The 24,730-nt window shown below is 53.5% G+C and carries 34 protein-coding genes, 1 pseudogene and 2 riboswitches; of the genes and pseudogenes, 22 read left to right on the forward strand and 13 right to left on the reverse strand.

Annotation, left to right across the window (positions count from 1 at the left end):
• Positions 1-36: 36 nt before the first annotated feature.
• Positions 37-1,581, reverse strand: coding sequence for a Rieske 2Fe-2S domain-containing protein (locus HX811_RS10345; protein ID WP_177045793.1), 1,545 nt, complete (start codon positions 1,579-1,581; stop codon positions 37-39).
• A gap of 132 nt (positions 1,582-1,713) precedes the next feature.
• A complete protein-coding gene (ilvC, locus tag HX811_RS10350; protein WP_177045795.1) occupies positions 1,714-2,730 on the reverse strand; it encodes a ketol-acid reductoisomerase in 1,017 nt (338 codons plus the stop codon).
• Between the two features lie 123 nt (positions 2,731-2,853).
• On the opposite strand from ilvC, the gene HX811_RS10355 reads away from it, so the two are divergent.
• The 6 genes from HX811_RS10355 to HX811_RS10380 all read left to right on the forward strand — a co-directional run bounded on the left by HX811_RS10355 (position 2,854) and on the right by HX811_RS10380 (position 7,420).
• The gene (locus HX811_RS10355) at positions 2,854-3,573 is read left to right on the forward strand and encodes a GntR family transcriptional regulator (RefSeq protein WP_218172278.1); all 720 of its coding nucleotides are present in this window, start codon (positions 2,854-2,856) and stop codon (positions 3,571-3,573) included.
• Positions 3,574-3,765: 192 nt separating this feature from the next.
• Positions 3,766-4,695, forward strand: a complete 930-nt coding sequence (locus tag HX811_RS10360; protein ID WP_177045798.1) for an AEC family transporter — start codon at positions 3,766-3,768, stop codon at positions 4,693-4,695.
• Between the two features lie 6 nt (positions 4,696-4,701).
• Positions 4,702-4,974, forward strand: a complete 273-nt coding sequence (locus HX811_RS10365) for a hypothetical protein (RefSeq protein ID WP_177045800.1) — start codon at positions 4,702-4,704, stop codon at positions 4,972-4,974.
• Between the two features lie 241 nt (positions 4,975-5,215).
• Complete coding sequence (locus HX811_RS10370; RefSeq protein ID WP_177045802.1) at positions 5,216-5,692, forward strand: hypothetical protein; 477 nt, start codon at positions 5,216-5,218, stop codon at positions 5,690-5,692.
• A gap of 127 nt (positions 5,693-5,819) precedes the next feature.
• The gene (locus HX811_RS10375; RefSeq protein WP_150749982.1) at positions 5,820-6,290 is read left to right on the forward strand and encodes an SH3 domain-containing protein; all 471 of its coding nucleotides are present in this window, start codon (positions 5,820-5,822) and stop codon (positions 6,288-6,290) included.
• 89 nt (positions 6,291-6,379) lie between these two features.
• Complete coding sequence (locus HX811_RS10380; RefSeq protein ID WP_177045804.1) at positions 6,380-7,420, forward strand: DUF4062 domain-containing protein; 1,041 nt, start codon at positions 6,380-6,382, stop codon at positions 7,418-7,420.
• 45 nt (positions 7,421-7,465) lie between these two features.
• Here the strand turns inward: HX811_RS10380 and HX811_RS10385 are convergent, their stop codons facing one another.
• A complete protein-coding gene (locus tag HX811_RS10385) occupies positions 7,466-7,921 on the reverse strand; it encodes a helix-turn-helix domain-containing protein (RefSeq protein ID WP_177045805.1) in 456 nt (151 codons plus the stop codon).
• A gap of 157 nt (positions 7,922-8,078) precedes the next feature.
• Between HX811_RS10385 and HX811_RS10390 the strand changes: the two genes are divergently transcribed.
• From HX811_RS10390 to HX811_RS10400, 3 genes are read left to right on the forward strand one after another with little or no spacing between them, the layout of a single operon-like run.
• Positions 8,079-8,474 (forward strand): hypothetical protein, encoded by a 396-nt coding sequence (locus HX811_RS10390; protein WP_177045806.1) that lies wholly within the window; start codon positions 8,079-8,081, stop codon positions 8,472-8,474.
• 40 nt (positions 8,475-8,514) lie between these two features.
• Positions 8,515-8,985 (forward strand): hypothetical protein, encoded by a 471-nt coding sequence (locus tag HX811_RS10395; protein ID WP_177045807.1) that lies wholly within the window; start codon positions 8,515-8,517, stop codon positions 8,983-8,985.
• Between the two features lie 2 nt (positions 8,986-8,987).
• Positions 8,988-9,377: a hypothetical protein gene (locus HX811_RS10400; protein WP_177045808.1), complete on the forward strand. Its 390-nt coding sequence runs from the start codon at positions 8,988-8,990 to the stop codon at positions 9,375-9,377.
• Between the two features lie 83 nt (positions 9,378-9,460).
• Here the strand turns inward: HX811_RS10400 and HX811_RS10405 are convergent, their stop codons facing one another.
• A complete protein-coding gene (locus HX811_RS10405) occupies positions 9,461-10,222 on the reverse strand; it encodes a hypothetical protein (RefSeq protein WP_177045809.1) in 762 nt (253 codons plus the stop codon).
• Between the two features lie 262 nt (positions 10,223-10,484).
• Positions 10,485-10,925 carry a 3'-5' exoribonuclease gene (locus HX811_RS10410; protein WP_177045810.1) on the reverse strand — a complete coding sequence of 147 codons (441 nt, stop codon included), beginning with the start codon at positions 10,923-10,925 and terminating at the stop codon, positions 10,485-10,487.
• A 463-nt stretch (positions 10,926-11,388) separates the two neighbouring features.
• Between HX811_RS10410 and HX811_RS10415 the strand changes: the two genes are divergently transcribed.
• The 12 genes from HX811_RS10415 (at position 11,389) to HX811_RS10465 (ending at position 19,207) form a co-directional block, all read left to right on the forward strand.
• Positions 11,389-11,724, forward strand: a complete 336-nt coding sequence (locus HX811_RS10415; RefSeq protein ID WP_177045812.1) for a hypothetical protein — start codon at positions 11,389-11,391, stop codon at positions 11,722-11,724.
• 135 nt (positions 11,725-11,859) lie between these two features.
• Positions 11,860-11,921: riboswitch (Fluoride riboswitch) on the forward strand.
• A 135-nt stretch (positions 11,922-12,056) separates the two neighbouring features.
• Positions 12,057-12,440, forward strand: a complete 384-nt coding sequence (crcB, locus tag HX811_RS10420) for a fluoride efflux transporter CrcB (protein ID WP_177045814.1) — start codon at positions 12,057-12,059, stop codon at positions 12,438-12,440.
• A 10-nt stretch (positions 12,441-12,450) separates the two neighbouring features.
• Entirely contained in the window at positions 12,451-12,810 is a 360-nt protein-coding gene (locus HX811_RS10425) for a DUF190 domain-containing protein (RefSeq protein WP_177045816.1), read from the forward strand.
• A gap of 108 nt (positions 12,811-12,918) precedes the next feature.
• Positions 12,919-12,991, forward strand: a riboswitch (Fluoride riboswitch).
• 81 nt (positions 12,992-13,072) lie between these two features.
• The gene (locus HX811_RS10430; RefSeq protein WP_177045817.1) at positions 13,073-14,419 is read left to right on the forward strand and encodes a voltage-gated chloride channel family protein; all 1,347 of its coding nucleotides are present in this window, start codon (positions 13,073-13,075) and stop codon (positions 14,417-14,419) included.
• Positions 14,416-14,781 (forward strand): hypothetical protein, encoded by a 366-nt coding sequence (locus tag HX811_RS10435; RefSeq protein WP_177045818.1) that lies wholly within the window; start codon positions 14,416-14,418, stop codon positions 14,779-14,781. Before HX811_RS10430 ends, HX811_RS10435 begins: the two co-directional genes overlap by 4 nt.
• Positions 14,782-14,864: 83 nt before the next feature.
• Positions 14,865-15,188 (forward strand): DUF190 domain-containing protein, encoded by a 324-nt coding sequence (locus HX811_RS10440; RefSeq protein WP_177045859.1) that lies wholly within the window; start codon positions 14,865-14,867, stop codon positions 15,186-15,188.
• 41 nt (positions 15,189-15,229) lie between these two features.
• Positions 15,230-15,496, forward strand: a complete 267-nt coding sequence (locus HX811_RS31975) for a hypothetical protein (RefSeq protein ID WP_256344409.1) — start codon at positions 15,230-15,232, stop codon at positions 15,494-15,496.
• A gap of 104 nt (positions 15,497-15,600) precedes the next feature.
• Positions 15,601-15,942 carry a hypothetical protein gene (locus tag HX811_RS10445; RefSeq protein WP_177045860.1) on the forward strand — a complete coding sequence of 114 codons (342 nt, stop codon included), beginning with the start codon at positions 15,601-15,603 and terminating at the stop codon, positions 15,940-15,942.
• Between the two features lie 73 nt (positions 15,943-16,015).
• Complete coding sequence (gene eno, locus HX811_RS10450; RefSeq protein ID WP_177045819.1) at positions 16,016-17,299, forward strand: phosphopyruvate hydratase; 1,284 nt, start codon at positions 16,016-16,018, stop codon at positions 17,297-17,299.
• A gap of 116 nt (positions 17,300-17,415) precedes the next feature.
• On the forward strand, positions 17,416-17,946 hold the full coding sequence (ppa, locus tag HX811_RS10455) for an inorganic diphosphatase (protein WP_177045820.1): 531 nt from the start codon (positions 17,416-17,418) through the stop codon (positions 17,944-17,946).
• 108 nt (positions 17,947-18,054) lie between these two features.
• Positions 18,055-18,480, forward strand: coding sequence for an EamA family transporter (locus tag HX811_RS10460; protein ID WP_095142851.1), 426 nt, complete (start codon positions 18,055-18,057; stop codon positions 18,478-18,480).
• Positions 18,481-18,655: 175 nt separating this feature from the next.
• Positions 18,656-19,207, forward strand: a complete 552-nt coding sequence (locus HX811_RS10465) for an arsinothricin resistance N-acetyltransferase ArsN1 family B (RefSeq protein ID WP_177045821.1) — start codon at positions 18,656-18,658, stop codon at positions 19,205-19,207.
• Positions 19,208-19,233: 26 nt separating this feature from the next.
• Here the strand turns inward: HX811_RS10465 and HX811_RS10470 are convergent, their stop codons facing one another.
• From HX811_RS10470 to HX811_RS10500, 8 genes and pseudogenes are all read right to left on the reverse strand, one after another.
• Positions 19,234-19,905, reverse strand: a complete 672-nt coding sequence (locus HX811_RS10470; RefSeq protein WP_371132403.1) for an FAD-dependent oxidoreductase — start codon at positions 19,903-19,905, stop codon at positions 19,234-19,236.
• Between the two features lie 20 nt (positions 19,906-19,925).
• Positions 19,926-20,306: pseudogene (locus tag HX811_RS31980) on the reverse strand (FAD-dependent oxidoreductase); the annotation flags it as partial.
• Between the two features lie 29 nt (positions 20,307-20,335).
• Positions 20,336-20,758: an arsenate reductase (glutaredoxin) gene (arsC, locus tag HX811_RS10475; protein WP_177045823.1), complete on the reverse strand. Its 423-nt coding sequence runs from the start codon at positions 20,756-20,758 to the stop codon at positions 20,336-20,338.
• A gap of 20 nt (positions 20,759-20,778) precedes the next feature.
• Positions 20,779-21,492: an arsenical resistance protein ArsH gene (arsH, locus tag HX811_RS10480; protein WP_177045826.1), complete on the reverse strand. Its 714-nt coding sequence runs from the start codon at positions 21,490-21,492 to the stop codon at positions 20,779-20,781.
• A gap of 47 nt (positions 21,493-21,539) precedes the next feature.
• On the reverse strand, positions 21,540-22,010 hold the full coding sequence (locus tag HX811_RS10485; protein WP_177045828.1) for an arsenate reductase ArsC: 471 nt from the start codon (positions 22,008-22,010) through the stop codon (positions 21,540-21,542).
• A 16-nt stretch (positions 22,011-22,026) separates the two neighbouring features.
• Positions 22,027-23,310 carry an arsenic transporter gene (locus tag HX811_RS10490; protein WP_177045831.1) on the reverse strand — a complete coding sequence of 428 codons (1,284 nt, stop codon included), beginning with the start codon at positions 23,308-23,310 and terminating at the stop codon, positions 22,027-22,029.
• Positions 23,311-23,334: 24 nt separating this feature from the next.
• On the reverse strand, positions 23,335-23,691 hold the full coding sequence (locus tag HX811_RS10495) for a metalloregulator ArsR/SmtB family transcription factor (RefSeq protein ID WP_032894886.1): 357 nt from the start codon (positions 23,689-23,691) through the stop codon (positions 23,335-23,337).
• Entirely contained in the window at positions 23,688-24,086 is a 399-nt protein-coding gene (locus HX811_RS10500) for an arsenate reductase ArsC (protein ID WP_177045833.1), read from the reverse strand. The genes HX811_RS10495 and HX811_RS10500 overlap by 4 nt, the downstream gene beginning before the upstream one ends.
• A gap of 141 nt (positions 24,087-24,227) precedes the next feature.
• Here HX811_RS10500 and arsN2 point away from each other — a divergent pair, with 141 nt between their 5' ends.
• Entirely contained in the window at positions 24,228-24,680 is a 453-nt protein-coding gene (gene arsN2, locus HX811_RS10505) for an arsenic resistance N-acetyltransferase ArsN2 (RefSeq protein WP_256344411.1), read from the forward strand.
• Positions 24,681-24,730: the final 50 nt, after the last annotated feature.

Below are 24,730 nucleotides of genomic sequence, written 5' to 3' on the forward strand. Positions count from 1 at the left end.
TACTTGCTATCTCGGGAGTTGATGTGGGCCTTTTTGTTATTTTTTAAAGCTTTGCTCAAGCTGTTCGAGTCGCTCTTTGACGAATGTGGCCCGCTCCTGCCCCTTCAACTGATCAGCCTCGGTGAGGATTGCTACTGTTTCCTTGGCTAAACGGCGGCGGTTAGCAACCTCTTGCTCCACCGTGTCAGCGATGGGCATCTCAAAAACGTTGCCTGTGCAGTAGCTGTTGGGAGCCCCGTTCATGGAGCGCAGCCACTCCGCAAAACCATGGGCACCTGCTGCAGGGTTGGTTCCGCGAACAGCGTCACGTAGCATTTTGCGGAACGCATAGACACCGGCATCGAACTTGGTGGGGTTTTCTAGCTTGTGCACAGCGATAGGTCGCTGCGAGATAATCGCTTCATAATCACCAGGGGCGTATTGGGCGTCCTTGTAGATCTCGCGTTCACGGTGATTAGCCGGGATCGGGGGCAGGTCGTCAAGCTTGTATTTACCGAAGCGTTCAGGCCGACGCATAGCAACCTGGCCTTCAAGAAAGTCGATGGTCTCGTAACCGACCATGCTTTTATCACCAATGCCTCGGGTGTCGATACCTGGGCCCATGACGCGCCACCCCATCATCTTGCTATTCTCGTCATCGACTGGAACTGTCCAGCGAACGATATGGAAACGACTGAAGAGCTTTTTCGCCGAGCCATCTTCGGAGGTGTATGCGTGCAAACTCAGGTTGGGCAGTACCTGATGCTGAATGCGCAGGAACATCCTGTCGTCGTTAACTCGACGTGCGCCGGCGCAGGCAAGACTGCGACCTTGGTGAACTGGGATGAACTGCATGTCTGGTGCAACCTCCATCGACGCTGCGCCGACCTCATCGAAGGTTGTGCCCTGGAAGTTTTTGTTCACCACGTTTTTGGCTGAGTGCAAAGCTGTAGGGTGGAAATTGTCTGCCGCGTTGTCTTGAACCTGCATCCAGTTGCAATGCTGGAAGTTGCTGTAGGGAACCAGTTCGTCCCCTTCAGCGACGGTAAAGTTTTCTTCCCATTCAGGAAATGGCGGCTCTTCGTCTGGTGGGCCCATATAAGCGAACACCAATCCGTGGCGTTCGAATGCCTTGTACGCACCTTGACGAATCGAACAGGCGTATTTTTCTGCCTCTTTTTCCTCACCGGCAGGAAAAGGAACATGGAGGCAGGCACCATCCACGTCAAACACCATACCGTGGTAACAACACTTGATGCCGCGCTCCTGGATTGCACCATATTCCAAAGATGCGCCTCGGTGGCAGCAGTGGGCATGCAGCACACCTATCTGGCCGCTGCCATCACGAAATGCCACGAGCTCTTCGCCAAGAATCTTCATGAAGCGCGGTGTGTCGGTCAACTCAAGTGACATACATACCGGATGCCAGAAACGGCGCAGATATTCTCCCATTGGAGTACCAGGCCCAGTTTCAGTCAACTCAGGATCATGTCTCGGTACATTGTTGGTGTGATAACCACCATAGGCGATAAGCTTTTTGGCAATCGTTGCGCCAGCGCCACTCGATTGTTTGGCTTCGTGCTGTTCGAATTTCTCGGTCATGACCATATCTCCATTCTTATTTTGTCTTTAGAACCCAGGCTACGGAACTCTGTATACATATTATTTGAGCGTTTTGGTGCCATTGTTTATGTGTTTTAGGGGGATCTATTACCTCGTCGATATAACAATTTGTCAGTTGTGCGCTTTATCAACCAAGGCTGAGGCCTTGATCCAGGGCATCATCGCCCGGAGCTGCTCGCCCACAATTTCAATTGGATGGTGCTTCAGTTGATTCCGGCGTGCAGTTAACAGGGAGTTACCAGCCTTACTTTCCAGGATGAACTGTTTCGCGTACGAGCCATCTTGAATGAACGCAAGAACCTCTCGCATGGCTTGCTTGGTTTCAGCGTTCACAATCTTCGGCCCGGAGACGTATTCGCCAAACTCAGCATTGTTGGAAATGCTGTAGTTCATGTTGGAGATACCGCCCTCGTATAGCAGGTCAACAATCAGTTTCAGCTCATGGAGGCACTCGAAGTAAGCGAGCTCCGGGGAGTAACCAGCTTCGACCAAGACCTCAAAACCGCCTTTGATGAGCTCTACTGCACCGCCACACAAAACAACCTGCTCACCAAAAAGATCGGTTTCGGTTTCTTCTCGGAAATCGGTTTCGATGATTCCGGCCTTGCCGCAACCAATGGCTGAGGCATACGCGAGTGCCAGATCTTTGGCTAACTCAGAGACATTCTGAGAGATGGCGATCAGCGCTGGCACGCCGCCGCCTGCTGCAAACGTAGAGCGCACGGTGTGCCCAGGTGCTTTAGGCGCGACCATGAACACGTCGAGGTCAACCCGTGGCGTCACTTGGCCATAGTGAACGTTGAAACCATGAGCAAAGACCAATGCCGCCCCTTTACGAATGGCTGGCTCGACCTCTTCGATGTAGACCTGGGCAATGGATTCGTCAGGAATGAGCATGGCTACTAGATCTGCACCACTCACGGCCTCGCCGACCTCCATGACCGACAGCCCGGAAGCCGCAGCCTTCGCCCAGGACGCACCTCCTGCACGAAGGCCAACGACGACGTCGATGCCACTGTCGCGCAAGTTCAGTGCCTGAGCATGGCCTTGCGATCCATAGCCGATAACTGCGACGCGCCGGCTTTCTAGCAGAGCTAGATCTGTGTCTTTGTCGTAAAACACTTTCATTGGAAATCCTCGTCCGCCTTCTATATTCTATATACCGAGTTCTGTATACAGATGTCTCATTCTTGGCCTGGCTCCCATGATTGTCAAGCCACCCCGTTGGAATCATTTTGGAGAACGTGGACAATGACCGTCGCAATCAAGCCACTGAAGGCCCCACTGAACGCCATGACTACGAAGCTGCAGAGAATTCAAGCGCGCCCGGACTATGTGGAGGAGGTCTACAAGGCTCTTCTAGACGCGATCAGTGACGGAACCATGGCGCCCGGGGTTCGGTTCACCCAAGAAGAGATCGCAGAGCAAATGCATGTCTCTCGATCTCCGGTGCTTCAAGCCATTCGGCTGTTGAAAAAGGACGGGTTAGTTCAGGACGCTCCTGGCAAAGGGGTACTGGTTACTCCGTTAACTGTTGCTTCAATCAGTAACCTCTACCTGATAAGGGGCGCTTTGGATAACCTCGCAGCCAAAATGGCGGCTGAAAACCGCCATCAAATGGATCCGAGGATTATTGAGAGCGGTCGGCTGGTTGCAAAGGGTAAAGACCTCAAAGCAATGATTGATGCGGATGTCGCATTTCATTACGACATCTACGCCGCTTCGGGAAATCCACTGATAGCTGAGAGCGCTCAGGTCTATTGGGTGCATCTGCGTAGAGCTATGGGAACAGTGTTGCAATCCTCGGCATCTCAGCGTCAATCAATCTGGGATGAGCATGAGGCAATCGCCAAGGCAATTGCTGAAGGCGATTCGAAAAAGGCTGGCGAACTGTCTGATGTACACACTAGGAAAGCGCGTGAGTACCTTGCCTCACGACTTGATGAGTATTTGGAGCAACGAGACCAGTGAGCTCGATAGCTCCTTTGAGCTAGCCACTTTCGTTTAGCCGTCAACGTCATCAGCCCCGGCACACGCCCAGCAGGCTTTTATGGAAACTGCTGCGTACCGTCCTGTACGCAAATTGCCACCGAGTGAGCCGAGCAAGGTCTAGCCGAATTGACCACTCAAAATAATCAACTAATTATGTGAGTTATCCGGCCCATGGCCTCTGTTCTGAATGTGATCCTGCCCGTCTTTTCACTTATTCTTGCTGGCTTCGCTTGTAGACGCCTTGGTCTTCTAGGCCCTAATGCTGCTTCGGAAATCAATCGAATGGTGGTTTGGCTATGCCTCCCGTCGTTACTGTTCGAAGCTATGGCTACCGTCGTATGGGAGCAAATCTGGCAACCAGGATTTATCATCACCTACGGGCTTTCAACGATTGGCCTGTTCGTCATTACTTTGGGATGGCGCCTTCGTCGCACAGGCAGCCTAATCGATGCCAGCGTCCAAGGATTAAGCGCGTCCTACGCAAATACGGGATATATGGGGATTCCGCTTTGCTTGCTGGTATTCGGCAAATCGGGTATGGAGCCCGCCCTTATTTCTTGTCTAGTTGTAATCTGCCTGCTGTTTTCTATCTCGGTGATATGCATTGAGGTTGGGTTGCAAGGCGAGAAAAACCTTATAAAAGCCGTCGGGAAAGTTTCCCTTGCTTTGATCAAGAACCCGATTGTGGTTGCTCCGATGCTGGGAGGGCTGTGGACGACGACGGGACAGGAGTTACCGGCTTCATTTCACCAATTACTAAAAATGCTTTCTGCAGCGACGGGCCCATGCGCGCTTATTTCCCTTGGATTGTTTCTTGCTCACAGGCATAAGGGGAAAAGCGAGCGGGGTATAGGCTTGGTTGTAATCAAGCTGATCGCTCACCCCTTGGTTACATGGGTCTTGGCAATTTATGTGTTTCATCTACCGCTCATGTGGGCGCAGGCCGCGTTGCTTCTAAGCGCACTGCCAACAGGTACAGGGCCATTTATGCTTGCTGAGTTTTACCAACGGGAAGCTTCGCTGGTGTCCAACGCGATCCTGATATCGACGCTTGGTTCACTGATTACTTTATCTGCATGCATCTACTTTGTCGGGGCATGAACTCTCATGACCCGACCTCTTCGGTACACCGGAGGAGCCAAGCTTCCCTTTTTTCACCTGAATGCCAAAGTAGCAACGCTCGACAACCAGATCGTCCTCATCCAAGCCAAGCAGCTCTGCAACGTGAAAGACAAGAGGATCGCCAGCCTGCTCTGTCTCAGAGCGCTTACCATTATCATCGTACTGATCGTATATCGCTCCAGGATGGCAATACTTCTGGAGGACATCGTCGACCATGCTGATCAGGTCTTCGAATGGGATAGCCTTACGCCTTTTTAAGCAGAACGAGCACTCCGCAGTCACGCCTGTTCGCCTGATCAACCCAATGAGATAGGCTTCGTTCAAGCATTGGTGGCAGATCAGGTCTTTGTCCATGGGGCTGTGCCTAGCAAAGTTCAGATGGCGGTGATTCTAAGTCACCTTAGACGCTGAGTCCGATGGAAACTTGCTGGGTCTTAGTCTTCAGTCTTCAGGGCGTGTCCTGGCAATCAGGTAGCGCAGGTGCACAGAGGCATGTCACATGAAGCAACCGCTCTTCGATTTTGACCTCAAACGCGTTTCTCGCCGGCACTACATAACTGGTAAGGCCGCAATCAATTTCCCGCGCCTGGGGTGCAGCACCGGTGGCTGGCACTTCCTTTCGTACTTTGACCGAGAGGCAGGGGTCGTCAAAGTATCGCTTGCAGGGATTCACTACCCGGATACCGATGCGTTCTTCGGTGACACAGGCGTCACTGATGTGACCGAGCAGCTAGGGGAGCGTGGATGGCCCGTAGAGGACAGAAAGTTCTTCATGGCTGATCACTACAGAGCTGCAGCAGACATGATTGTGAAATGGGCGTTGAGCGATTCAAAACACTGCAACGTTGAAGTTGCCGAATGGTTCCCTTCCCCTGGGGCGAGAAGTCGGCTGTTTTGGGTACTGGATCTTGGCAAGCCCACGCTTTTGGTACTGAACAGGCTGCAAAAAGTGGAAGCTTGGCTAAGCTCGCAATAGGTGATGATGTCAGGTTGGTTAGGAGGACAGCCGTTGTCATACGTGACGAATGAGAGCAATGGATATGCGCAAGAAGTCCCAGTCATGGTTTGTCCCGCTCCTGATCCTTTTTGCCGTCCTGTGGGCAATGGGGAAGAAAGACACGCCTCCAGCCCCGGTACAGCCACATGCTCTTAGCACGCCAAATACGCTTGCGTCGATTTCCCCGGCCTCACCGCTAGCCCCGGCTCCTGATTCCGCAACTGAGCACTTCGTGAGTGCCGATAATCTCAATGTCAGGGATCAACCTGGTGGAAAGGTCATCTCCAAACTGAAGCGCGGGGAAAAGGTTCAGGTCTTCGAGACGAGGAATGAATGGGCGCGCATCAGCATTGATGGTCAATCTTCGAAATGGCTTTCGTCCAAGAGTCTATGCAGTGGGCCTGGCTGCTACGTTGTGCCGAAGCCCAGACCGTCGGCCCAGCTTCCACTGCCCGCTCGCCAACAGACTCCAGCTTACGGTTCCTCGTGCCCTTGTTCCTCTGGGAACGTGTGTATCGGGCCTCGCGGTGGTCGATATTGCATTACCTCTGGCGGTAACAAACGATACGGTGTCTGATCTGCTGTTCACCATTGAGACAATCTGCAACGATCACACCTAGTTACAGTCCAAAAGGACACATATGCCAGCGTTCAGAGGATGCATTGATGAAGGTGTTCATAAGCTCCGTAGTAAGAGGTTTCGAGCAGTTCAGAGCCGCCGCCAAAGACGCGGTGGAGACACTGGATATGAAGCCGGTCATGAGCGAGCACTTCGGAGCGCGAACCTATTCCTCGGAGCACGCCTGCCTGACAGAGGTCGATCAGTGCGACGTTTATATCCTGATTCTTGGCGCTAACTACGGCTATGAACCTCAGCCAGGTCTCTCGGTTACGCAGCAAGAATTCCACCAGGCAGTGAGCAAGCGTAAACCGATTCTGGTCTTCATCCAGCAGACTGACTTTGACGCGAAGCAGGCCGTGTTCGTCAACGAGGTGTCTGACTACAAACAAGGTTTTTTCAGAGCCTCATTCTCAGACCCCCAAGAGCTGTTGAAAGCTATTGTCCAGGGCCTGAGTAGAATGGAGAAATCCAAAAGCGCAATTTCTGAGAAAGCCTTTCACGAGCGCATTACAGAGGCATCAAGCTCTCGCTCCTACGGCGGTCACTCCTATGCGCCACAGCTTGAGTTCGCATTTCTGCCACAGCCCGTTGAGCAGCACGCTGTGCACGGAGCGGCCCAACGCCGTGATGAGATTTTCCATAGCTTCCATAACCTGGGCTTGGCGAAGTTCAAGCAAGGTTACGAAGAATGGGATGACAAGTTGTTCACAGGACTGAAGTCCGGAGATACGTCTTGGCGCGTTTTTGACGACGGGCTCGTCCTTTTGGAAACTGACGCAAGTGTGCCAGTCGAGGGGCGTACGGCTGGTCTCTATTTCGTGTCTCCGACCAACCTATCTAAGCTAATTATGTCCTGCTTCGAGGTGGCCGGATTCAACAGCGGTTGGTATCGCATTACCTTGAAGAATTTAGACATGGCGAAGATAGAAGAGCCGCCAGCGACTGCCCCCAGCAGCTATTCGATGCCTATGCGCCGTGAAAAGCTTGTTAGTGAGTCACAACTTTTCATCCCTGCCACACGGCCCATCGTGGAGCAATGGATACAGGAAAGCATCGTAAGAATGGCCAGAAGTTTGGCTTATTGATCAGTGACACCCGTGCCTCTGTCACTTTGAGCCCATGGGAGGCTTTTAATCGTCAACGTGCCACAGGCGCCCAACAGTGCTTCTGGGTAATTCCAGGTGCCGGCAGACCTCTGCCTGAGAAAGACCTCCTGCCTTGAGTTTGCGTACTGCCTCGAGCCTTTCTGCGGCTGCGATTCTCTGTGGTGTTGTGATCTTCTGCGGCTCGGCAGGCAGCGCTTCATCAAGAACTCCTAGCCGCATGAGTTCTATCATCGATTCATTCAAGACAGAGCGTGCTGTCTTGCCCTCATCGGCTGCGGCCACCAGTGTGAGCAGCGACAGAGGCGTTAGGCCCAGCGCATTAGCCAGATCCGCACTCAGATCAATAGTCGGTGTCGTCGTCGCAGCCTCCAAGCGGCTTATGTGAGCCTGGTCAGCTTGATGCTGGAGGTCTGCTTGCGATAAGCCATTTCGAATCCTCAGCCACTGTAGCGTCGCCGCATAAGCCTTCCGCAGGGACATCCAACCTACCTCTCCAAAAAAGAGACGGTATGACGCGTTTGATAGATCCCACACAAATGCATATAATCATATCGATGGGATTACTGGCTTGTTGCCCGGTATTTTACGTGTTCGCAGAGCCTGATTTTTGGGTTTGCACCATGAGGATCATCAATTTATGGGTAATTCTTCGGAGCATGAGTTGCTCCGCGAGGGTGAGATATCGTCCTTTGGAACAGAGCTACCTCAAGCCGAAATAGAGGCATTGGTGTCGGATCGTTTCGGTCGGAAACCGTACTGTTTGGTCGAGGATTGGCTGATCTTTCATGTGGACGAGCCTCCTGAATCGCTCACCAGGGTGCGCGCCATAGGCCTGCAGACAATGTTCCTTTATTCCCATTGCGTGACCTACGACAGCCAGGGCCGGTTCCCTCCAGGGGGCTGGGTACGCTCGACCCTGTGTAAGTCGTTCGACGGCGTTTGCCTGTTCGAGACCCGGAATACGGTGTACGCCTTGGTAGGCAAAGGGCGCGAGATGACCGCATCGCTCAAGACAATATTCGGCTTATGTTAATCGCAGGCGCTAAGCAGGCCTGCTCCACACGAGATGCACGATGTTCAGGATTAGCATGCAAGACCAGGCCGGCCCGGTGGGTATGTTCGGGGACGGTCTCGCTCACTTCCACGCCATGTCGCGATCCTTGGTTACTCATTGGTATCACGTCAGTCTCAAGCGCCGGCATGAGGGACGGTTCGTAGCTTATGAAGAGATGCTGAACGATGAGCCTCGCTTGGTGGAGCTGCTGGTCTCCCAAGACGAGAGCATGGTCATTCAAGATGTCCAGGTCGTTACCCCGGCATGGATGAACAAAGGGTCAGGCTGGAAGATGGAAATGCTGAAATCACTTTCCATGGGGTTCAACCAGGCAGAAGTGCCAATCTGTGTTCTGCAGGTCGAGAGTGGTGATGTGTACGTCAATACCCATCAACGCGACCTGGATGTCGATGCCTTGGTTGGGGTCAGGGAGCTATATCGGCGCAGTGCTCCAACCGCCGGCGTGGCCTCAGCGTCGGAGGCTTTGTAGCTATGGACGACATCAATACCGTCGCAGTCGATTTACACGAAAAGCGCTACTCGGACTTCGACCTTCTTCGCATCGCCAAAGCAGTGAATCAAGACTACGACGGGCTGGTCACGGCCTACCTAGTGAATGTCCATATTCATGCATGCAGTGCCGTTGGCGTAGTTTTCAGTCACATTTGCCCTGGGCCGTACCAACGATTTGCAGATGGTAGGCTGATTCGGACATCGGACATTCAGTCCGTTACGAAGGAGGGACAGTTTTGGGTTATCAACACGGTCAACTCCAAGTACGTGATTGCGACGTTTAGGCGTGATGTCGGGCGCCGCAGCTTGCGTGAGTTCTTACGTATAGCAGGCGCCAGGTATCTGCCAACGCCTGATCGACTGCAATAAATCCTGCATCGTTGTTGTACGGTAGCCCTTTGCGATGTTCTGCTGCGGCAAAAGGCTTTAAGGCGATCAGCCAGTACACGGAACTATCTCAGAGTCGGTCTCTGCCGGAGTGTAGGGCCGAACCGCGTGGACAGATACCGCTTGGCGTACCCGCTGATGAATTTATAACCTTCATCGATAGTCAGAGATGCTGTCTTGATTTCCTTCGCCTGCTGCTTGAATCCATGCCGCGACTCAAAGCCACTGATCGAAAAATTGTTAGCAGTCAGCTCAAAGCTTTTCTGAATCTTTTTGTCTACAGGCACAGTTAAACCGTACTTCGCCGTATAGGACTCAATTGTTTCGAGAATCTTGTAATAGGTAGTCCAACCGCCCTTTTGCTCAAACAGCTTGACCAAGTGGTAAGCGTCTTGGTACTCGCAAGCAAGCGATACAAGGTGAAAAACTAAGGCGCTATCTTCGCGTTCCCTGCCTCGCGTCGCTGAGGCTGGGAGAGCACCGAGAAGGCCATGCAAATTACGCTTTTCGACGTAGTTTACGCTCCGGCCCTCACGCAAGAGGCGCGCAATCCGGAAGGGGTGTCGCTGGTTCCACAGCAAAGCCATTGCTCCGTTGAACAGCGACAGAAGCTCGTGCGCTACCTGCCAGGCCACATCAGGGTCATCTTCGATATCGCCGAAATGTGAGGAACTGAAGCTGAAGTGGTCATTTGTGCAGTCGAGGTAGTCGTCGACTCCTCCCCACACCCAAAAATGCCCGTTGTTATCGTTCTCGCGAGAAAGCTGATGCAAGTACATCGGAATGCCGCTGGTAAGTTCGACTTCCCATTCAATTGTGGAGCTCATTTAGGGTCGTAACCTCAGAATCCTGGAATTGGCAGCCTGCTGCCATGCTTAAAAGGCAGTGAATCTAAGACAGGCTGCTGCAGGTCTGCAATAGGGATGCGTTCTCTCACAACCAACCCTGCCACCGAATTAGCTAAAACGGAATTGGTCGTCAAACTGGATCTACGCCTTTCTAGACACCGGCGGGACGGTCAAAGACGACACTACAAATAGATCAATGATGTCCTCTGCGCTGGTCAGGATACCCCCTCCCTCGGCTCACTCACGAGAACATGCCGGCGATAATCCTGGCGTCGAGCAAGGCGTGGTGAGGCAGCTCTTCACCCTCGCTAGTCGGAGAAAGCGTCGTCGCATCGGTAGGAAAATTGCGAACGATTCTGGGCCATCGTCCGTCCTCATATACCAGGTCGCAAAAAAGCTCCCAATCGTACTGAGGGGCATCCGTGACGATCTCGACCTCATTTTTGAACAACGTCAGAAACTTGAGCAGAGACAACCTGGCTTCAGCTGTGGGTAGCGAGTAGCTCCCTCCCCACAGCTGCGGAAGGACGACTTGTACGACGAAATCGCTACAGTCTTCTTCTCGCCATGAGTCGAGCAATTCCACGTAGAATTCGCGCCCATCCTCAGCCACCAATGCGAGTGATATCAGCTTCGCTTCTGCTGATAGCCGGGTAAACTCGCAATCAAGAAAGAGCCTCATGTTAGAACTCCGCAATGGCTAGGGCTCGCCTGGATATGGCGCAGGAAGGTCAGCTATGGGAAATGGCCCTCGAGCATCTTGGCTCAGACGGACTCCTCCAAGCGGTCATCGAAATGTGGAGCCGCGCCGCGCCTCCGCCCAGACCGTTGGTAGAGCACCTGTCCATCAATCAGGTGAGTCAGGACGTCTTGAGCATACTGAAAATTGCCCAGCAGCGGGTAGGTGCCATCGTGCCAGGTCGAACGCATGATGCAGGCACAGTCACGCTATACGCTCGTCACGCTAGCAACTTAGTTGATGGGCTCATTACACTGCTGCCAAAGGCACAGCTTTCGCGAGCCTTGCGAGGCTCTTGTATTGAAATCGAATTGGGGATTTGACGTCCCCGCAGGCTCCACGAACACAGGTCAGCAACAATCCTATTAGAGCTTTCCCAGCGAAATGCGTCCCTTTGAGATGTTCTATGAACTCTGATTTAACTGAAGAAGAAATGCGTCGTGCCCTTTTCGGCACACCTCAGCCAGAGGAGCAAGTTTCTACCCCGCTAGTGCCGGAGCCTGTGGAAGAAGTTGTGCTCACCAAACCGGTGGTCGCTCCAGCAGCGAAGAAGAAAGTGGCAAAAGCATTTACGCCTAGGCTGAAGGTCACGCTTCGGGTTGGAAACGAATTCGAGGGGAAGATGCATGAGTTTATCCACGAGGCCGACACGTTGAGCTCGTTGCTCGCTGAGCAAGAGGCTGTGAAGGCTGCTAGGAAAAAGTACAAGTATGTGGATGTGGTATCGGTTAAATCCATGTAAACGCGCCAAATGACCTCGTCGTGCAAAGGGTCGGCCCGTACATGGATCATTGATCAAACATCTTGCCTAGCCTAAAGGGCCTTCAGATCGCTTGCATGCAGCTGCTCTTGATGCCATTGGCGCTGTTGCTATAGGATCAGAACAGGAGATGGCATTCCTCCTTAAACCGCCTCCGTGCTGATGATGCCTACGTGAACCCTGGACAGGGTGCGTAGGTGCGCTCCCTGTCCCAATCGAGGGCAGGACATGACTCCCCATCTCATATTTTTCTGCATACCAAGCTTTCGTGGGTTACCCAGTTCTATCGCAATTTATTGGTAGGGATTGAAGCGATGCTGAAATCACTGTTTGCGATAGCCGTAGGAGCTTCCCTCGGCGCTTGGATACGCTGGGGATTAGGTATGCGCCTGAATGCTCTGTTCCCGACAATTCCTCCTGGAACAGTCATAGCCAATCTTGTCGGTGGGTACATCATCGGTCTCGCGCTGGCATTCTTTGCTTCGAATCCGTCGATCAGCCAGGAGTGGCGCCTCCTGATCATGACTGGCTTTTGCGGTGGTCTTACAACCTTCTCTACGTTTTCCGCAGAAACGCTGACGCTGATTCAGGAAGGTAGGATTTTCTGGGCGTTGGGAGCCATCGGCATACATGTCACGGGATCGCTGGTTATGACTGCGCTCGGACTGCTGACATATCAATATTTGAGCTCAAGCTGAGGTGCTAATCATGAAAGGCTTTCTCGTCGTTTTCTTTACTCAACAAAATCGCCGTTATAAAGGAAAAATGTTGGGGGATTGGGTTGTCGACCTTGCGAAAGATCTGGGGCTTCGGGGTGCCACTCTTTCGACAGGCATTGAAGGTTTCGGGCATACAGGCAAATTACATTCCGCACATTTTTTTGAGATGGCTGATGAGCCGGTGGAAATTCAGCTCGCCATCACGGAGGACGAGTGCGACAGTCTTTTTCAAAGATTAGAGGCAGAGCAGATTAGCCTGTTCTACATCAAGTCACCCATTGAGCTAGGCTTTGTCGGCCAAGGCGGGATTGATTCAGACCAACCAAAACCGGCTAAAGATTTGGGGTGAGCTACCTCGACGTTCTTCAGTGAAATGCACGCCGACACAGCGTCTTCCAAGACCAAGGCTGCGACATCTGTAACAAGATTTTACATTTTCATCGCGGCTAGATAATATCGATTCATTGGAGATGGCATTCCTCCATTAACCAACCGCTGCGCCCGTAGCAGCTGATGATGCCTACAGAAACCTGATCAAAACAGGTCTGTAGGCGTTCGCGCTCAGAATCCCACTTTTGGTCAGGCCCACTTACTTTTTTGTGGCTGGCCAAATGTCTAAACTTCGACGACCTGAACAACTCGACTTACTGCCCTACATAGCAAAATGGCTTGCGCTTGCAGGTCTCGTCGCTCTGTTGGCGGGTTCTGCCTCTGCTCTATTCCTCTTCTCTTTAGATCACGCCACCCAATGGCGGGAAACTCACCGCTGGGCGATCTGGCTACTTCCAGTTGCTGGCTTCGCCGTGGGGCTCGCTTACCATTTGATGGGTAAACCGGTTGATGCGGGAAACAACCTGATCATTGATGAGATCCACGATCCTAAAAAGATCATCCCTTTGCGCATGGTGCCGATGGTGCTAATCGGAACCGTGGTTTCCCACCTCTTCGGTGCATCTGTGGGGCGTGAGGGTACGGCAGTGCAAATGGGCGGCGCCCTCGCCGACCAACTGACGCATGTCTTCAGGCTACGCCGCGAAGATCGCCGGGTAATTCTCATGGCCGGTATCAGTGCAGGCTTTGCCTCCGTTTTCGGCACCCCTCTTGCCGGTGCTTTGTTCGGGCTTGAGGTTTTGGCTATTGGACGCATGCGTTACGACGCGCTCTTCCCTTGTGTGGTTGCGGCCATAGTTGCTGACCAAGTGGGGCAAGCCTGGGGAGTGGTTCACACGCATTACGTCATTGGCGAAGTGGTTCCGGTGCAGCTCTGGAGCGTCATGGCTGTGGTAGCAGCTGGGATTGTCTTCGGCCTTACAGGCCTGCTATTCGCGACGGCGACCCATAAACTCGGGGCCGTCGTTAAACGGCTTATCACCTACTCACCGTTAAGACCCTTTGCTGGCGGCCTGCTGATCGCAATCGCTGTGTGGGCACTCACTGGCAATCATTACATAGACGTCGATAAGTACATCGGTTTGGGCATTCCAAGCATTGTCCAATCCTTTCAAATGCCAATGGCTCCTTGGGATTGGTTTGGAAAGATGGTGTTCACCGTTGTATCACTGGGCACTGGTTTCAAAGGCGGCGAAGTCACACCGTTGTTCTACATTGGTGCCACCTTGGGGAACGCGCTAGCGCCCCTGTTACATCTTCCCTTCGGCATGCTGGCTGGTATCGGTTTTGTCGCCGTCTTCGCTGGTGCAGCTAATACGCCACTGGCAACCATTGTCATGGCCATGGAACTGTTCGGGCCTGAAATCGCCCCCCTCGCGGCCATTGCGTGTATCGCTAGTTACCTCGTATCCGGACACACCGGTATCTATCACGCCCAGCGCGTTGGTCACAGCAAGCATCACCGTCCTCTGCCGGAGGAAATCCGGCTCTCTGATATCAAGCAATTCCACGCACAAACCAAATCTGAAAACGAGCGGAAAGTGGCTCTTGAGGGGGAAGAGAAATGACCGAGGATCGTCAAGATCGCCTGACAGCTTTGCAACTCTATTTCCCCGGCGCTAGTCGGGCTCGGGTTACCAGCTTCTGGCACCACCTAAGCGCACCTGCGCTAGCCCAGCACCTCCTTAAAGTTGCTCAAAAAGCAAAAATCGAGCAGGTCATGCTCAAGACGATCTCTGCAGGTTATTTGCCGGGGCATCGTATCTCGCATCATCACCCGGAGCTGGGTGATATGCGTCATCCCCAATGCCTGGAACTGCTAGATACAGAGGACAAGCTGCGCGCATTCCTGCGCGACCACGCTGACGAGTTGCGCAAGGTGCGAGCAGTTCTTCTTTTATGCGAGTTACCGCTCAGTGAGGCCTTGTAATTCAGTTCGAAGAAACAGTTCGCAAATGAAGAGGCATGGGCGACCAGGCGTTGGTCGCTCTCGCCACATTAGAGGATGTTGCCATGAATGGCTTTCAACTGACGTTTTTCACTGAACAGAGTACCAACTACCAGCACCTTCCACTGGGGGAGTGGCTGGTCGACTTCGCCAAGCGACAAGGTGTTCTGGGAGCAACGCTGGTGAGCGGTACGGAGGGGCTAGATCATTTGGGGCATTTGCATACCGCGCATTTCCTCAGCGGTGCTGATCATCCGGTCACAGTGACGATATCCACTGATGAGCCTGGGTGCGAGAAGTTGCTGGAGGCATTGGCCAAGGAGGCTTTTTCGTTGAGCTTTATCAAATTGCCCATCGAGTACGGTCGAGTGGGCCAGGCGAAAAACTAAAAGCAAATCGTTTTGGACATCTAACAAAAAGGGTAAACGCCATGTACCGAGTTTATAACCTACGTCCACAGCCAGCCGCCGCTAACTGGGCTCGTGACAACGGGCCGCTCCTCGTAGGACTGGTTTTTTGGTCGCTTTTTCTGGCGGGCATTGCAGGGAGCCAAAAGGTATCGAGCGAGGGTTGGTACATCGTCACGTCGCTCGAAGGCGCCTTGGTCACGATGCGCATGCCAAGTGAGAAGTCCTGCAAGGCAGACGTAGCCCACACCTGTTTACCGGGTTACGAGCTGAGAGCACAGCAACATTGAGCGTGATGAGCGCGCTGGCGGTGGGCAATCCAAAGATGAGATTGCGCAATGCTGCTCACCGTCGTCGACTCATCAAAAACCACTTTAGAGAATTGGGAGACCACATGAGCGCAGTGATGCTAAGCATCGTATTCGGGCTTGTGATGGGCAGGTTTCTTACAGGATCCGTGTATGAGTTCGCCGCGCTTTTCATCGTTAGCATTGGAGTGTCGTTGCTGACTTTTCATCTGCTAGATCAAAGGCGGGCCAGGCTTCAAGCCCAGACCGCGTACTGCTGCTCTGTGATGGCTGCGTCAAACCAAATGCTGGAGCTTTTCCAGATGGCCAAGGGAGGGCAGTTCATGCCCTTGGTGGGAGAGATTCCTGAGCTAATTATTGGAGGCTTCTTGGTTCCCGCAATTGCGGTGTCGGCAGTGCAGCTGTTCAGGATACTCATGGAGAGCTGACATCCGACATAGAGGCCTCTCAACGTATTCACATTGTTAATGAAGTTCCCGAATCGCTCCTTGGAGAAGATCAATGAACACTCAAATCCAGACTATTCATGCACGTGAAATTCTCGATTCACGCGGTAACCCTACCGTTGAAGTCGACGTCACCTTGGAGGGCGGAGCCTTGGGCCGGGCATCGGTTCCATCCGGTGCGTCTACAGGCGCTCACGAAGCAGTTGAGTTGCGCGACCATGATTCCAAGCGGTACTCCGGCAAAGGTGTGCTAAGGGCCGTTAGCAATGTGAATACCGAGATATTTGCGTCTCTCAGAGGCCAGGATGCGGTTGACCAGGAACAGATTGATCATCTGATGATTAAGCTGGATGGAACCTCTGATAAATCCAGGCTTGGAGGAAACGCTATCTTGGGCGCAAGCCTTGCCGTTGCAAGAGCGGCGGCTTCTGCGATGAACGTGCCCTTGTTCGAATATCTGGGCGGCGAGCAAGCAGCAAGAATGCCCGTCCCGATGTTCAATATTCTCAATGGCGGTGTTCACGCCAACTGGCAAGGCCCTGACTTTCAGGAATTCATGATTGCACCTACAGGGGCTGGCAGTTTCAAGGAAGCCTTACGATGGGGCGCAGAGGTGTACCACGAGCTGAAAGCAGTGCTTAAGGACGCCGGATACTCAACAGCGGTCGGAGATGAGGGCGGTTTTGCGCCGACGCTCAAGAAAAACTCAGATGCCATTGAGCTGATTATTAAGGCAATTGAAAGGGCCGGTTATACCCCTGGATCTCAGATCGAGATCGCTATCGATCCAGCATCCAGCGGTTTCTATGAAAACGGTCTTTACCATCTGCGCTCTGAGGGTCGTAAGGTCGATGCTCAAGAGCTGATTAGTCTCTATTCCTCCTGGGTCGACAAGTACCCGATTGCGGTACTGGAAGATGGCCTCGCGGAAGACGATTGGTCAGGCTGGAAGCTATTGAATGCTGCTCTGGGTGACCGGATCGAGTTGGTTGGAGATGACCTATTTGTCACCAATGTCGAACGGATTCAGCGAGGCATCACAGAAAACGTCGCCAATGCCGTATTGATCAAACCTAATCAAATCGGAACTCTGACTGAGACCAAAGCCGCCATCGAAATGGCCTATGGGGCAAATTGGGGGGCGATGGTTTCTCATCGTAGCGGGGAGACGGTGGACAGCTTCATCGCTGATCTGACTGTCGCGATGGGGACTGGCCATCTCAAGACAGGAGCTCCATGCCGGGGGGAGCGGGTCGAGAAATACAATCAGTTTCTGCGAATAGAAGAGCATCTTGGCAGCCGTGCGTTTTATGCAGGACATGATGCATTCGTGCGCTGACGTCCTATAGCCGGTAAACCTGTTGGACTGGTTACCGTAAAAAAACCGAACCACGTGTAGCTGTTGGCAAAAACGTCAGCGGCATTGGCCTTTCTTAGACGCTTGGAGATATGAGCATGAGCTACGCAGACATCCCTGCTGGTAACGCCATCCCCGATGACTTCTTCACCGTTATCGAGATTCCTGCAAACCACTCGCCGATCAAGTACGAGGTGGACAAGCCGAGTGGACAAATTTTCGTAGACCGCTTCCTCAGCACGCCCATGTTCTATCCGGCCAACTACGGGTTCATTCCAAATACGTTGAGCGATGACGGAGACCCGTTGGACGTCTTGGTGATTTGCCCTTACCCGGTATCGCCTGGCGTTGTCATTCGTAGTCGCCCAGTTGGTGTGATGTACATGACGGACGAAGCTGGAGCGGATGCCAAGGTGATCGCTGTGCCTCATGAAAAACTCAGCTCTATGTACAGCGACGTTAAGGAGTGCTCAGACCTCCCTGCATTACTCCTCGCGCAGATCCAGCACTTCTTCGAAAACTACAAGGTGTTGGAGCCGGGTAAGTGGGTGAAGATGGGCCGCTGGGGAAGCGCAGATGAAGCGCGGGAAGATATTCGCAAGTCGGTCGCGGCGTACATTCCGAAATAAGTCATACGCCAAATTGACTGCGTCAGCCGGGAGTAGGTACTGAGGGGCAAGTGATTTGTGATTGGCCTCTCAGTCGCTTGCACATCAAATGTTCAGGGAAATATACGCATGGAAAAATGGGTGGCTTATGCCTTCATCTCAATGTTTTTTGCCGGGTTTACTTCTGTGATCGCAAAGATGGGACTCGCAGGCATTTCAGCTGAGCTTGGTCTAACAGTTCGCACCCTGTTTGTGTGTGCCTTTGTACTCGTATTCGCGGCCTGGGCTGTTCCGACACAGGAAGTGGCCAACATCACAAGCCGAAATCTGTATTGGCTGGGACTGTCTGGCGTTACCACTGCCTTGTCGTGGATTTTCTACTACAAGGCACTGAAGGTAGGGGATGTCGCCACGGTGGCGCTGATCGATAAAGGTAGCGTGGTCGTTGCTATGTTGCTCGCCGGTCTGGTGCTTCGGGAGGTCATCACGTTGCGCATGATCGCCGGTGCGGGCTTGATCGTGGCAGGGCTGCTGGTCATAGCCAAGAAGCCCTGACATGGATGCAAAGTGAATGCTCAGCGATGTCGCTAAAACATTGGTGGTCTTGATCAGCACCGATCCAAATGGAGATTGCGACGATTTCAAGAATGCCCACGACTTCATATTTCGACCATGTCCAAAGCTGAGCAAAAAAGGGTAATGTTTAACTTTCGAATCAAGGACGACCTGCATGGCTTTGAAAATTCGTGCGGCGGTAGTGGCTGATGCAGAAGCCATCCAGCGCATTTATGCTCCTATTGTTCTGAACACGGCGATCTCATTCGAAGAGACACCACCAAATGTTGAGGAAATCTCTCAGCGGATCGCGACGACGCTTCAGACATATCCCTATCTAGTGGCCGAAGACGGTGGTGAGATCAAGGGCTACGCCTATGCCAGCCAGCACCGCGCACGTCCGGCCTACCGATGGGCCGTTGACGTAACGGTGTACATAAGTGAATCGGCTCGCCGACAGGGCGTTGGCCGTGAGCTCTATGAGACTTTGCTTCCGATCCTTGAAAAACAATGCTTTCGCGCAGCTTACGCCGGAATTGCTCAGCCCAATGACGGCAGTGTGGGTCTGCACGAGTCGCTGGGATTCGTCCATATCGGCACATATCCGGAGGTAGGCTTCAAACTTGGGAGATGGCACGACGTCGGCTACTGGCGGCTCGGGCTGTGCCAGACAACACCTCCACAGGAGCCAATTCTCTTCCCTGAGCTTGAAGTCACATCACAGTAGGCGCACTCGATTTGCGTCGCGAGCGATCAGGCTTCGCTTGTAAGATAGCTTTGGACTTGGTTGACTACATCTCGAGCGGTACGGGTTACTCCGATCAATGTGGCGGAAGCAAGCCCCGTCCAATCGCCGTAGCCCACCAGCCACAGATTAGGTGAAGCAACACTCCGGTTTTCATTCACGGAGACTTTACCGTCATCGTCAACGATACCCAGGTTGCCCAGGTGGTTGAGCGCTGGAGAAAATCCAGTACACCAGGTGACTGCATCGATCTTCGTCTCGGCCCCCGATGGCCATACAACACCCGTTGAGGTGAAGTGCGTGAATGGCCGTACCGCGTTTAGCACGCCGCGTTCGCGAGCTTCCTTTACCGGTGGCACCATTACAATGTCTCCCAGCCCTCCAACGGGCTGTTGAGGCTCAATCCCATCTTGTTGCGCCTTCAATCTAGCAGTGGCCCGCTCGAACAGGACGCGGCCATCGACCTCATCTGGAAGATACTTTGGCGATTGCTGAGTCACCCAGGTTGCGTGAGCCACCTTTGAAACTTCGGCGTAAATCTGGGCACCCGAGTTACCACCGCCAACGACCAGCACTGCCTTCCCCTCGAACTCACTCGGCCCAACGTAATGGGCGGAATGGATTGCTGCCCCTCGAAAAGCTTCTGCCCTGGATAGGTTGGAATAACCGGACTGCTCCACGTGCCGGTTGCGCTGATGACCGATTTGGCATCCCAGTAAGTATCCCCAGAGAAAACGCGCAACCCGCCTTCGGTGTTATCGACACGGGTCACCCACGTGGAGCGGACAATGGGAAAATCATATCTGTGCTCATACTGAGTCAGATAGTCGACCACATCGTCCCGCCCAGGAGTCCCCTCGGATACTGCTGGCATGGGCCAGCCGGCGATTGAGCTCCAAGCAGACGGCGAGAAGAGTCGAAGCGAATCCCATCCATGCCGCCAGGCTCCTCCCGGTGCCGACTCGGCGTCGAGTAATACGTAGGAAAGGCCTGTACGCCTCAAAAAATAGGCTACGGTGAGCGCGGATTGGCCACCGCCAATGACCACTACATCAAATTTCGAGTTTTGATTCACCAGCATCCCTCCAGGCCCATCTGCTTCACATCGGTTTAAACCCTGCGGCCATTTTCATCAATGACCACTTGGCCGTCCTCTTTGACGAAACTCCCACGCTGCTCTTGCGGTAACAAATCGAGCACAGCTTCTGACGGACGACACAAACGCGTCCCCAAAGGCGTCACGACGATGGGGCGATTGATCAGGATAGGGTGAGCCATCATGGCATCGATGAGCTGTTCGTCCGTCAGCGATGCATCGCCCAATTCCAGCTCTTCGTACGGAGTGCCTTTGATACGCAAAAGAGCCCGCACCCCGATACCCATATCCTCAATGAGTCTGACAAGTGTGGTGCGATCAGGCGGGGTCTTTAGGTACTCGATAACCGTCGGTTCTTCCCCGCTATTACGGATCAGCTCCAAGGTATTGCGAGAAGTGCCGCATTCGGGGTTGTGGTAGATCGTGATCTGGCTCATATCGCTTCCTCGTGCTGACGTTAGATGGAGCGCTGGTTGACGCGCTTGGAAAGCTCTTCGGCGGACTCTTTACGCTCGGAGTACCGATCAACCAAATAATCCTGGCGATCCCGCAACAGCAGGGTGAACTTCACCAGTTCTTCCATCACGTCCACGAGACGGTCGTAGTACGAGGACGGCTTCATACGATCTGCCTCGTCGAACTCGGTAAATGCCTTGGCAACCGAAGATTGGTTTGGGATGGTGAACATCCGCATCCATCGGCCCAGTACGCGCAGCTGATTGACCACGTTGAAAGATTGCGAGCCACCGCAGACCTGCATCACTGCAAGGGTCTTCCCTTGCGTAGGTCGTACAGCACCTATCGCCAGCGGAACCCAGTCAATTTGGGCTTTGAATACTGCGCTCATGGAGCCGTGACGCTCAGGGGAGCACCACACCTGCCCCTCAGACCATTGCATCAGCTCGCGCAGCTCAGCGACCTTGGAATGTGTATCGGGAGCGTCATCCGGCAGCGGCAGACCCGATGGGTCAAAGATCTTGGTTTCAGCACCAAACTCATTCAGCAGGCGTGCCGCCTCTTGCGTGACTAACCGGCTGAATGAGCGCTCTCGCGTTGATCCATACAGCAGAAGAATGCGAGGTTTATGAAGTGACGGTGTATGCGACTCCAGTTGCTCCAACGACGGAATGTCGATCAGGTCGGCGTGTACGTTCGGCAATGTGTCTTGCATATAAACTCCTACGACGGCGTCGGCTAGGACGCCGCCTCGGTTGATCTTTAAAGCGAACCGATGCGGTTCAGTTCAGCTTTCAGTTGGTCAGGGCTCATGGTCTTGAGCGGCAGCGCAAGAAGCGCACTCACGCGTTCGTGAATTTTGGCCAGTGTGGTTTCGAACGCTGCGCTAATGTCTGCTTCCGACCCGGTCGCGACGGACGGATCAGCCAGCCCCCAATGCGCCTTTAAGGCTGGGCCGAAGAATATGGGGCATGCTTCTCCTGCAGCCCGATCACAGACGGTAATCACGATGTCGGGAGGCGAGCCCTCAAAAGCATCCGAAGCCTTGCTGCTCAAGCCCGTCGTGGAGATACCCGCCGCCTCCAGCGTTTGCAATGCCCGTTGATTCACACGGCCACTGGGAAAGCTTCCTGAGCTGACTGCTTCTACACCCTCGGGCGCCAAGTGGTTGAAAAGCGCCTCGGACAGAATGCTGCGGCAGCTGTTGTGGGTGCACATGAACAAGACTTTCATCAGACGATTCCTTGATTCAGAAACTGAGGCGCAGTGCCAGGGCGGACAAGGTGGCGACGAGGATGGGCACGGTCAGCACGATCCCGGTCTTGAAGTAGTAACCCCAGCTGATCGTTATGTTTTTCCGGGCGAGCACGTGCAGCCACAACAGAGTTGCCAAGCTCCCAATTGGGGTGATCTTCGGGCCCAAGTCGCAGCCGATGATGTTGGCGTAAACCATCGCTTGCTGGACTACACCATCGACTTCGGCGGCATGAATGGATAAGGCGCCTACCAGAACGGTGGGCATGTTGTTCATGATCGAAGACAGCAACGCTGTTAACAGCCCTGTACCTAGGGACGAGCCCCAAATGCCATAACCGGCGAACACGTTCAGAATTTGCGCGATGTGGTCGGTCAGGCCGGCGTTCTTCAGGCCATAAACAACCAGGTACATACCCAAAGAAAAAACCACCACCTGCCATGGCGCCTCTTTGAGCACCTTGCTTGTATTGATGGCGTGACCACGAGCCGCGATGACATAGAGAATGAATGCACAGACCGCTGCAATGGCGCTGATTGGCACCCCCAATGGCTCAATGACAAAGAAGCCGATCAGGAGTAGTGCCAGCACCCACCAGCCAGCTACAAAAGTGGCCCGGTCGTGGATTGCCTCGTCCGGATTATCCAGTTGCTTGAGGTCATAGGTCTTTGGTAAATCTTTGCGGAAAAACCACAGCAGCATGGCTAATGTCGCTGCCACGCTGACGATGTTTACCGGCACCATGATCGAAGCATATTCGTTGAAGCCGATATCGAAGTAGTCGGCAGAGACGATGTTGACCAGGTTGGAAACCACCAGCGGTAAGCTCGCCGTATCGGCGATAAAACCGGCTGCCATGACGAATGCCAAAGTAGCAGCAGGAGAAAAACGCAACGCCAGCAACATCGCGATCACAATGGGTGTGAGGATCAATGCTGCTCCGTCATTAGCGAACAGGGCAGACACCGCTGCGCCCAGTAGGACGATAAATGCGAACAGCTTGCGGGTGCTCCCGCCTCCCCATCGGGCCACATGCAGCGCAGCCCATTTGAAAAAGCCTGCCTCATCAAGCAACAGACTAATGATAATGACCGCGATGAACGTTCCGGTAGCGTTCCAGACTATGTGCCAGACCTCTGGTATGTCTGCAAGGGTAACGACGCCTGCCAGCAACGCCACGATGGCACCGAACATCGCACTCCAGCCAACCCCAAGCCCCTTGGGTTGCCAGATGACAAGGACGATGGTGGCGATAAAGATCAATACGGCAATCAGCATTTCATTAATCCGGTTGGGCGTGAATCAGCTACACACGGCTTGGTTGATCGGACGGTCGTTCATGCCGCAGAGGCGCTTAGCCTCGGTTTCCAGCCATTGCTGATTGGCGTCTACCACTTCCTTCAAAACTGCAGTCACCCACGCGGGCAAATCAGGATTCAGTCGGTAGTACACCCATTGGCCTTGGCGACGATCCAACAACAAACCGGCAGAGCGCAGCAGCGCCAAATGACGAGAAATCTTCGGCTGACTCAGGTCGAGTGCTGCCGTTAGCTCGCATACACACAACTCACCTTCACTCACGACAAGCAGCGAAATTTTTGCTCGGGTGTCATCCGCCAGGCACTTGAATAAGGTGGTGGGGTTCAAGGGTTCTGTCATAGATCCTCCAGGTGTTTGGTCTTGACCAAAACGAAGAGCTTGATGCGCTCGTGGATGTCGTGGAGCGTGTGGCGAAATGCGCCAGGATCATCGCTGGCTACTGGGTCAGGAAAATTCCAGGCAATGACTTCACCTGCGCTGGGGATTGGTAGGCACTCGCTTGCGGATTTATCACAAAGAGTGATTACGTAATCGAATCGATCAGCTTGAAACTCGCTGATGGACTTGCTGCGCAGGCCCGTTGCATCGACTCCAACCGCCTCCAATGCTTGAGTCGTGCGCAGATCAACCTCAGACTCGAAGCGCGGGTCGGTGTGCCGCAGCAAAGCCTCTGCAAGCAGGGAGCGGGCTGAGTTGGCAACGCACACGAAAAGCACTTTGATAGCAGGGCTCATGGTGGAACTCGATGCATATGGAAAATCGAATATACGATTTGGCGAATATTCGGTAAAGCGAATATGATGTCTGCTGTTTCGGCATGCGCCCTAACGCTCCATGCGTGTCGGCATAACGGAGATGAGAGGATGGCGGGGGATATGATGATCCAGGCAACGGAAATAGCCGGAGGGCAGTCGCAGCGCTTTCGCGATGCGCTGAAATCTGCTGACCTTCCAACAGACGATATTGATCTTCCAGGCCGAACCTTTTTTGAGTTCACACTGGACAGTGAGACGGTCGCATGGGGAGGATTCGAAACGCATGGTACGGACGGGTTGTTGCGTTCTCTGGTCGTAGTGTCGACATACAGATCGAAGGGGGTCGGTGTCGCGGTGCTTCGGGTCATTGAAGCGAAAGCCGCCGAGAAGGGAATCGCTCGATTTCATTTGCTGACAACAACTGCGTCAGGCTTTTTTAAGCAGCAGGGCTATGCAGTAAATCAACGAGGCTCCGCGCCACCTCTTATTTCTCAGACGGAGCAGTTCAGGGGGCTTTGCCCTGGCTCGGCTTGCTACATGTGCAAGGCATTATCTGCGAATGCACGAAAGTAGCTGATCACCTTGGTGATGGCTTTTAGCCTCGATGCCAGCTAGATTTGGAG

This window comes from Pseudomonas sp. F8002 (assembly GCF_013385495.1).
Classification (GTDB): Bacteria; Pseudomonadota; Gammaproteobacteria; order Pseudomonadales; family Pseudomonadaceae; genus Aquipseudomonas.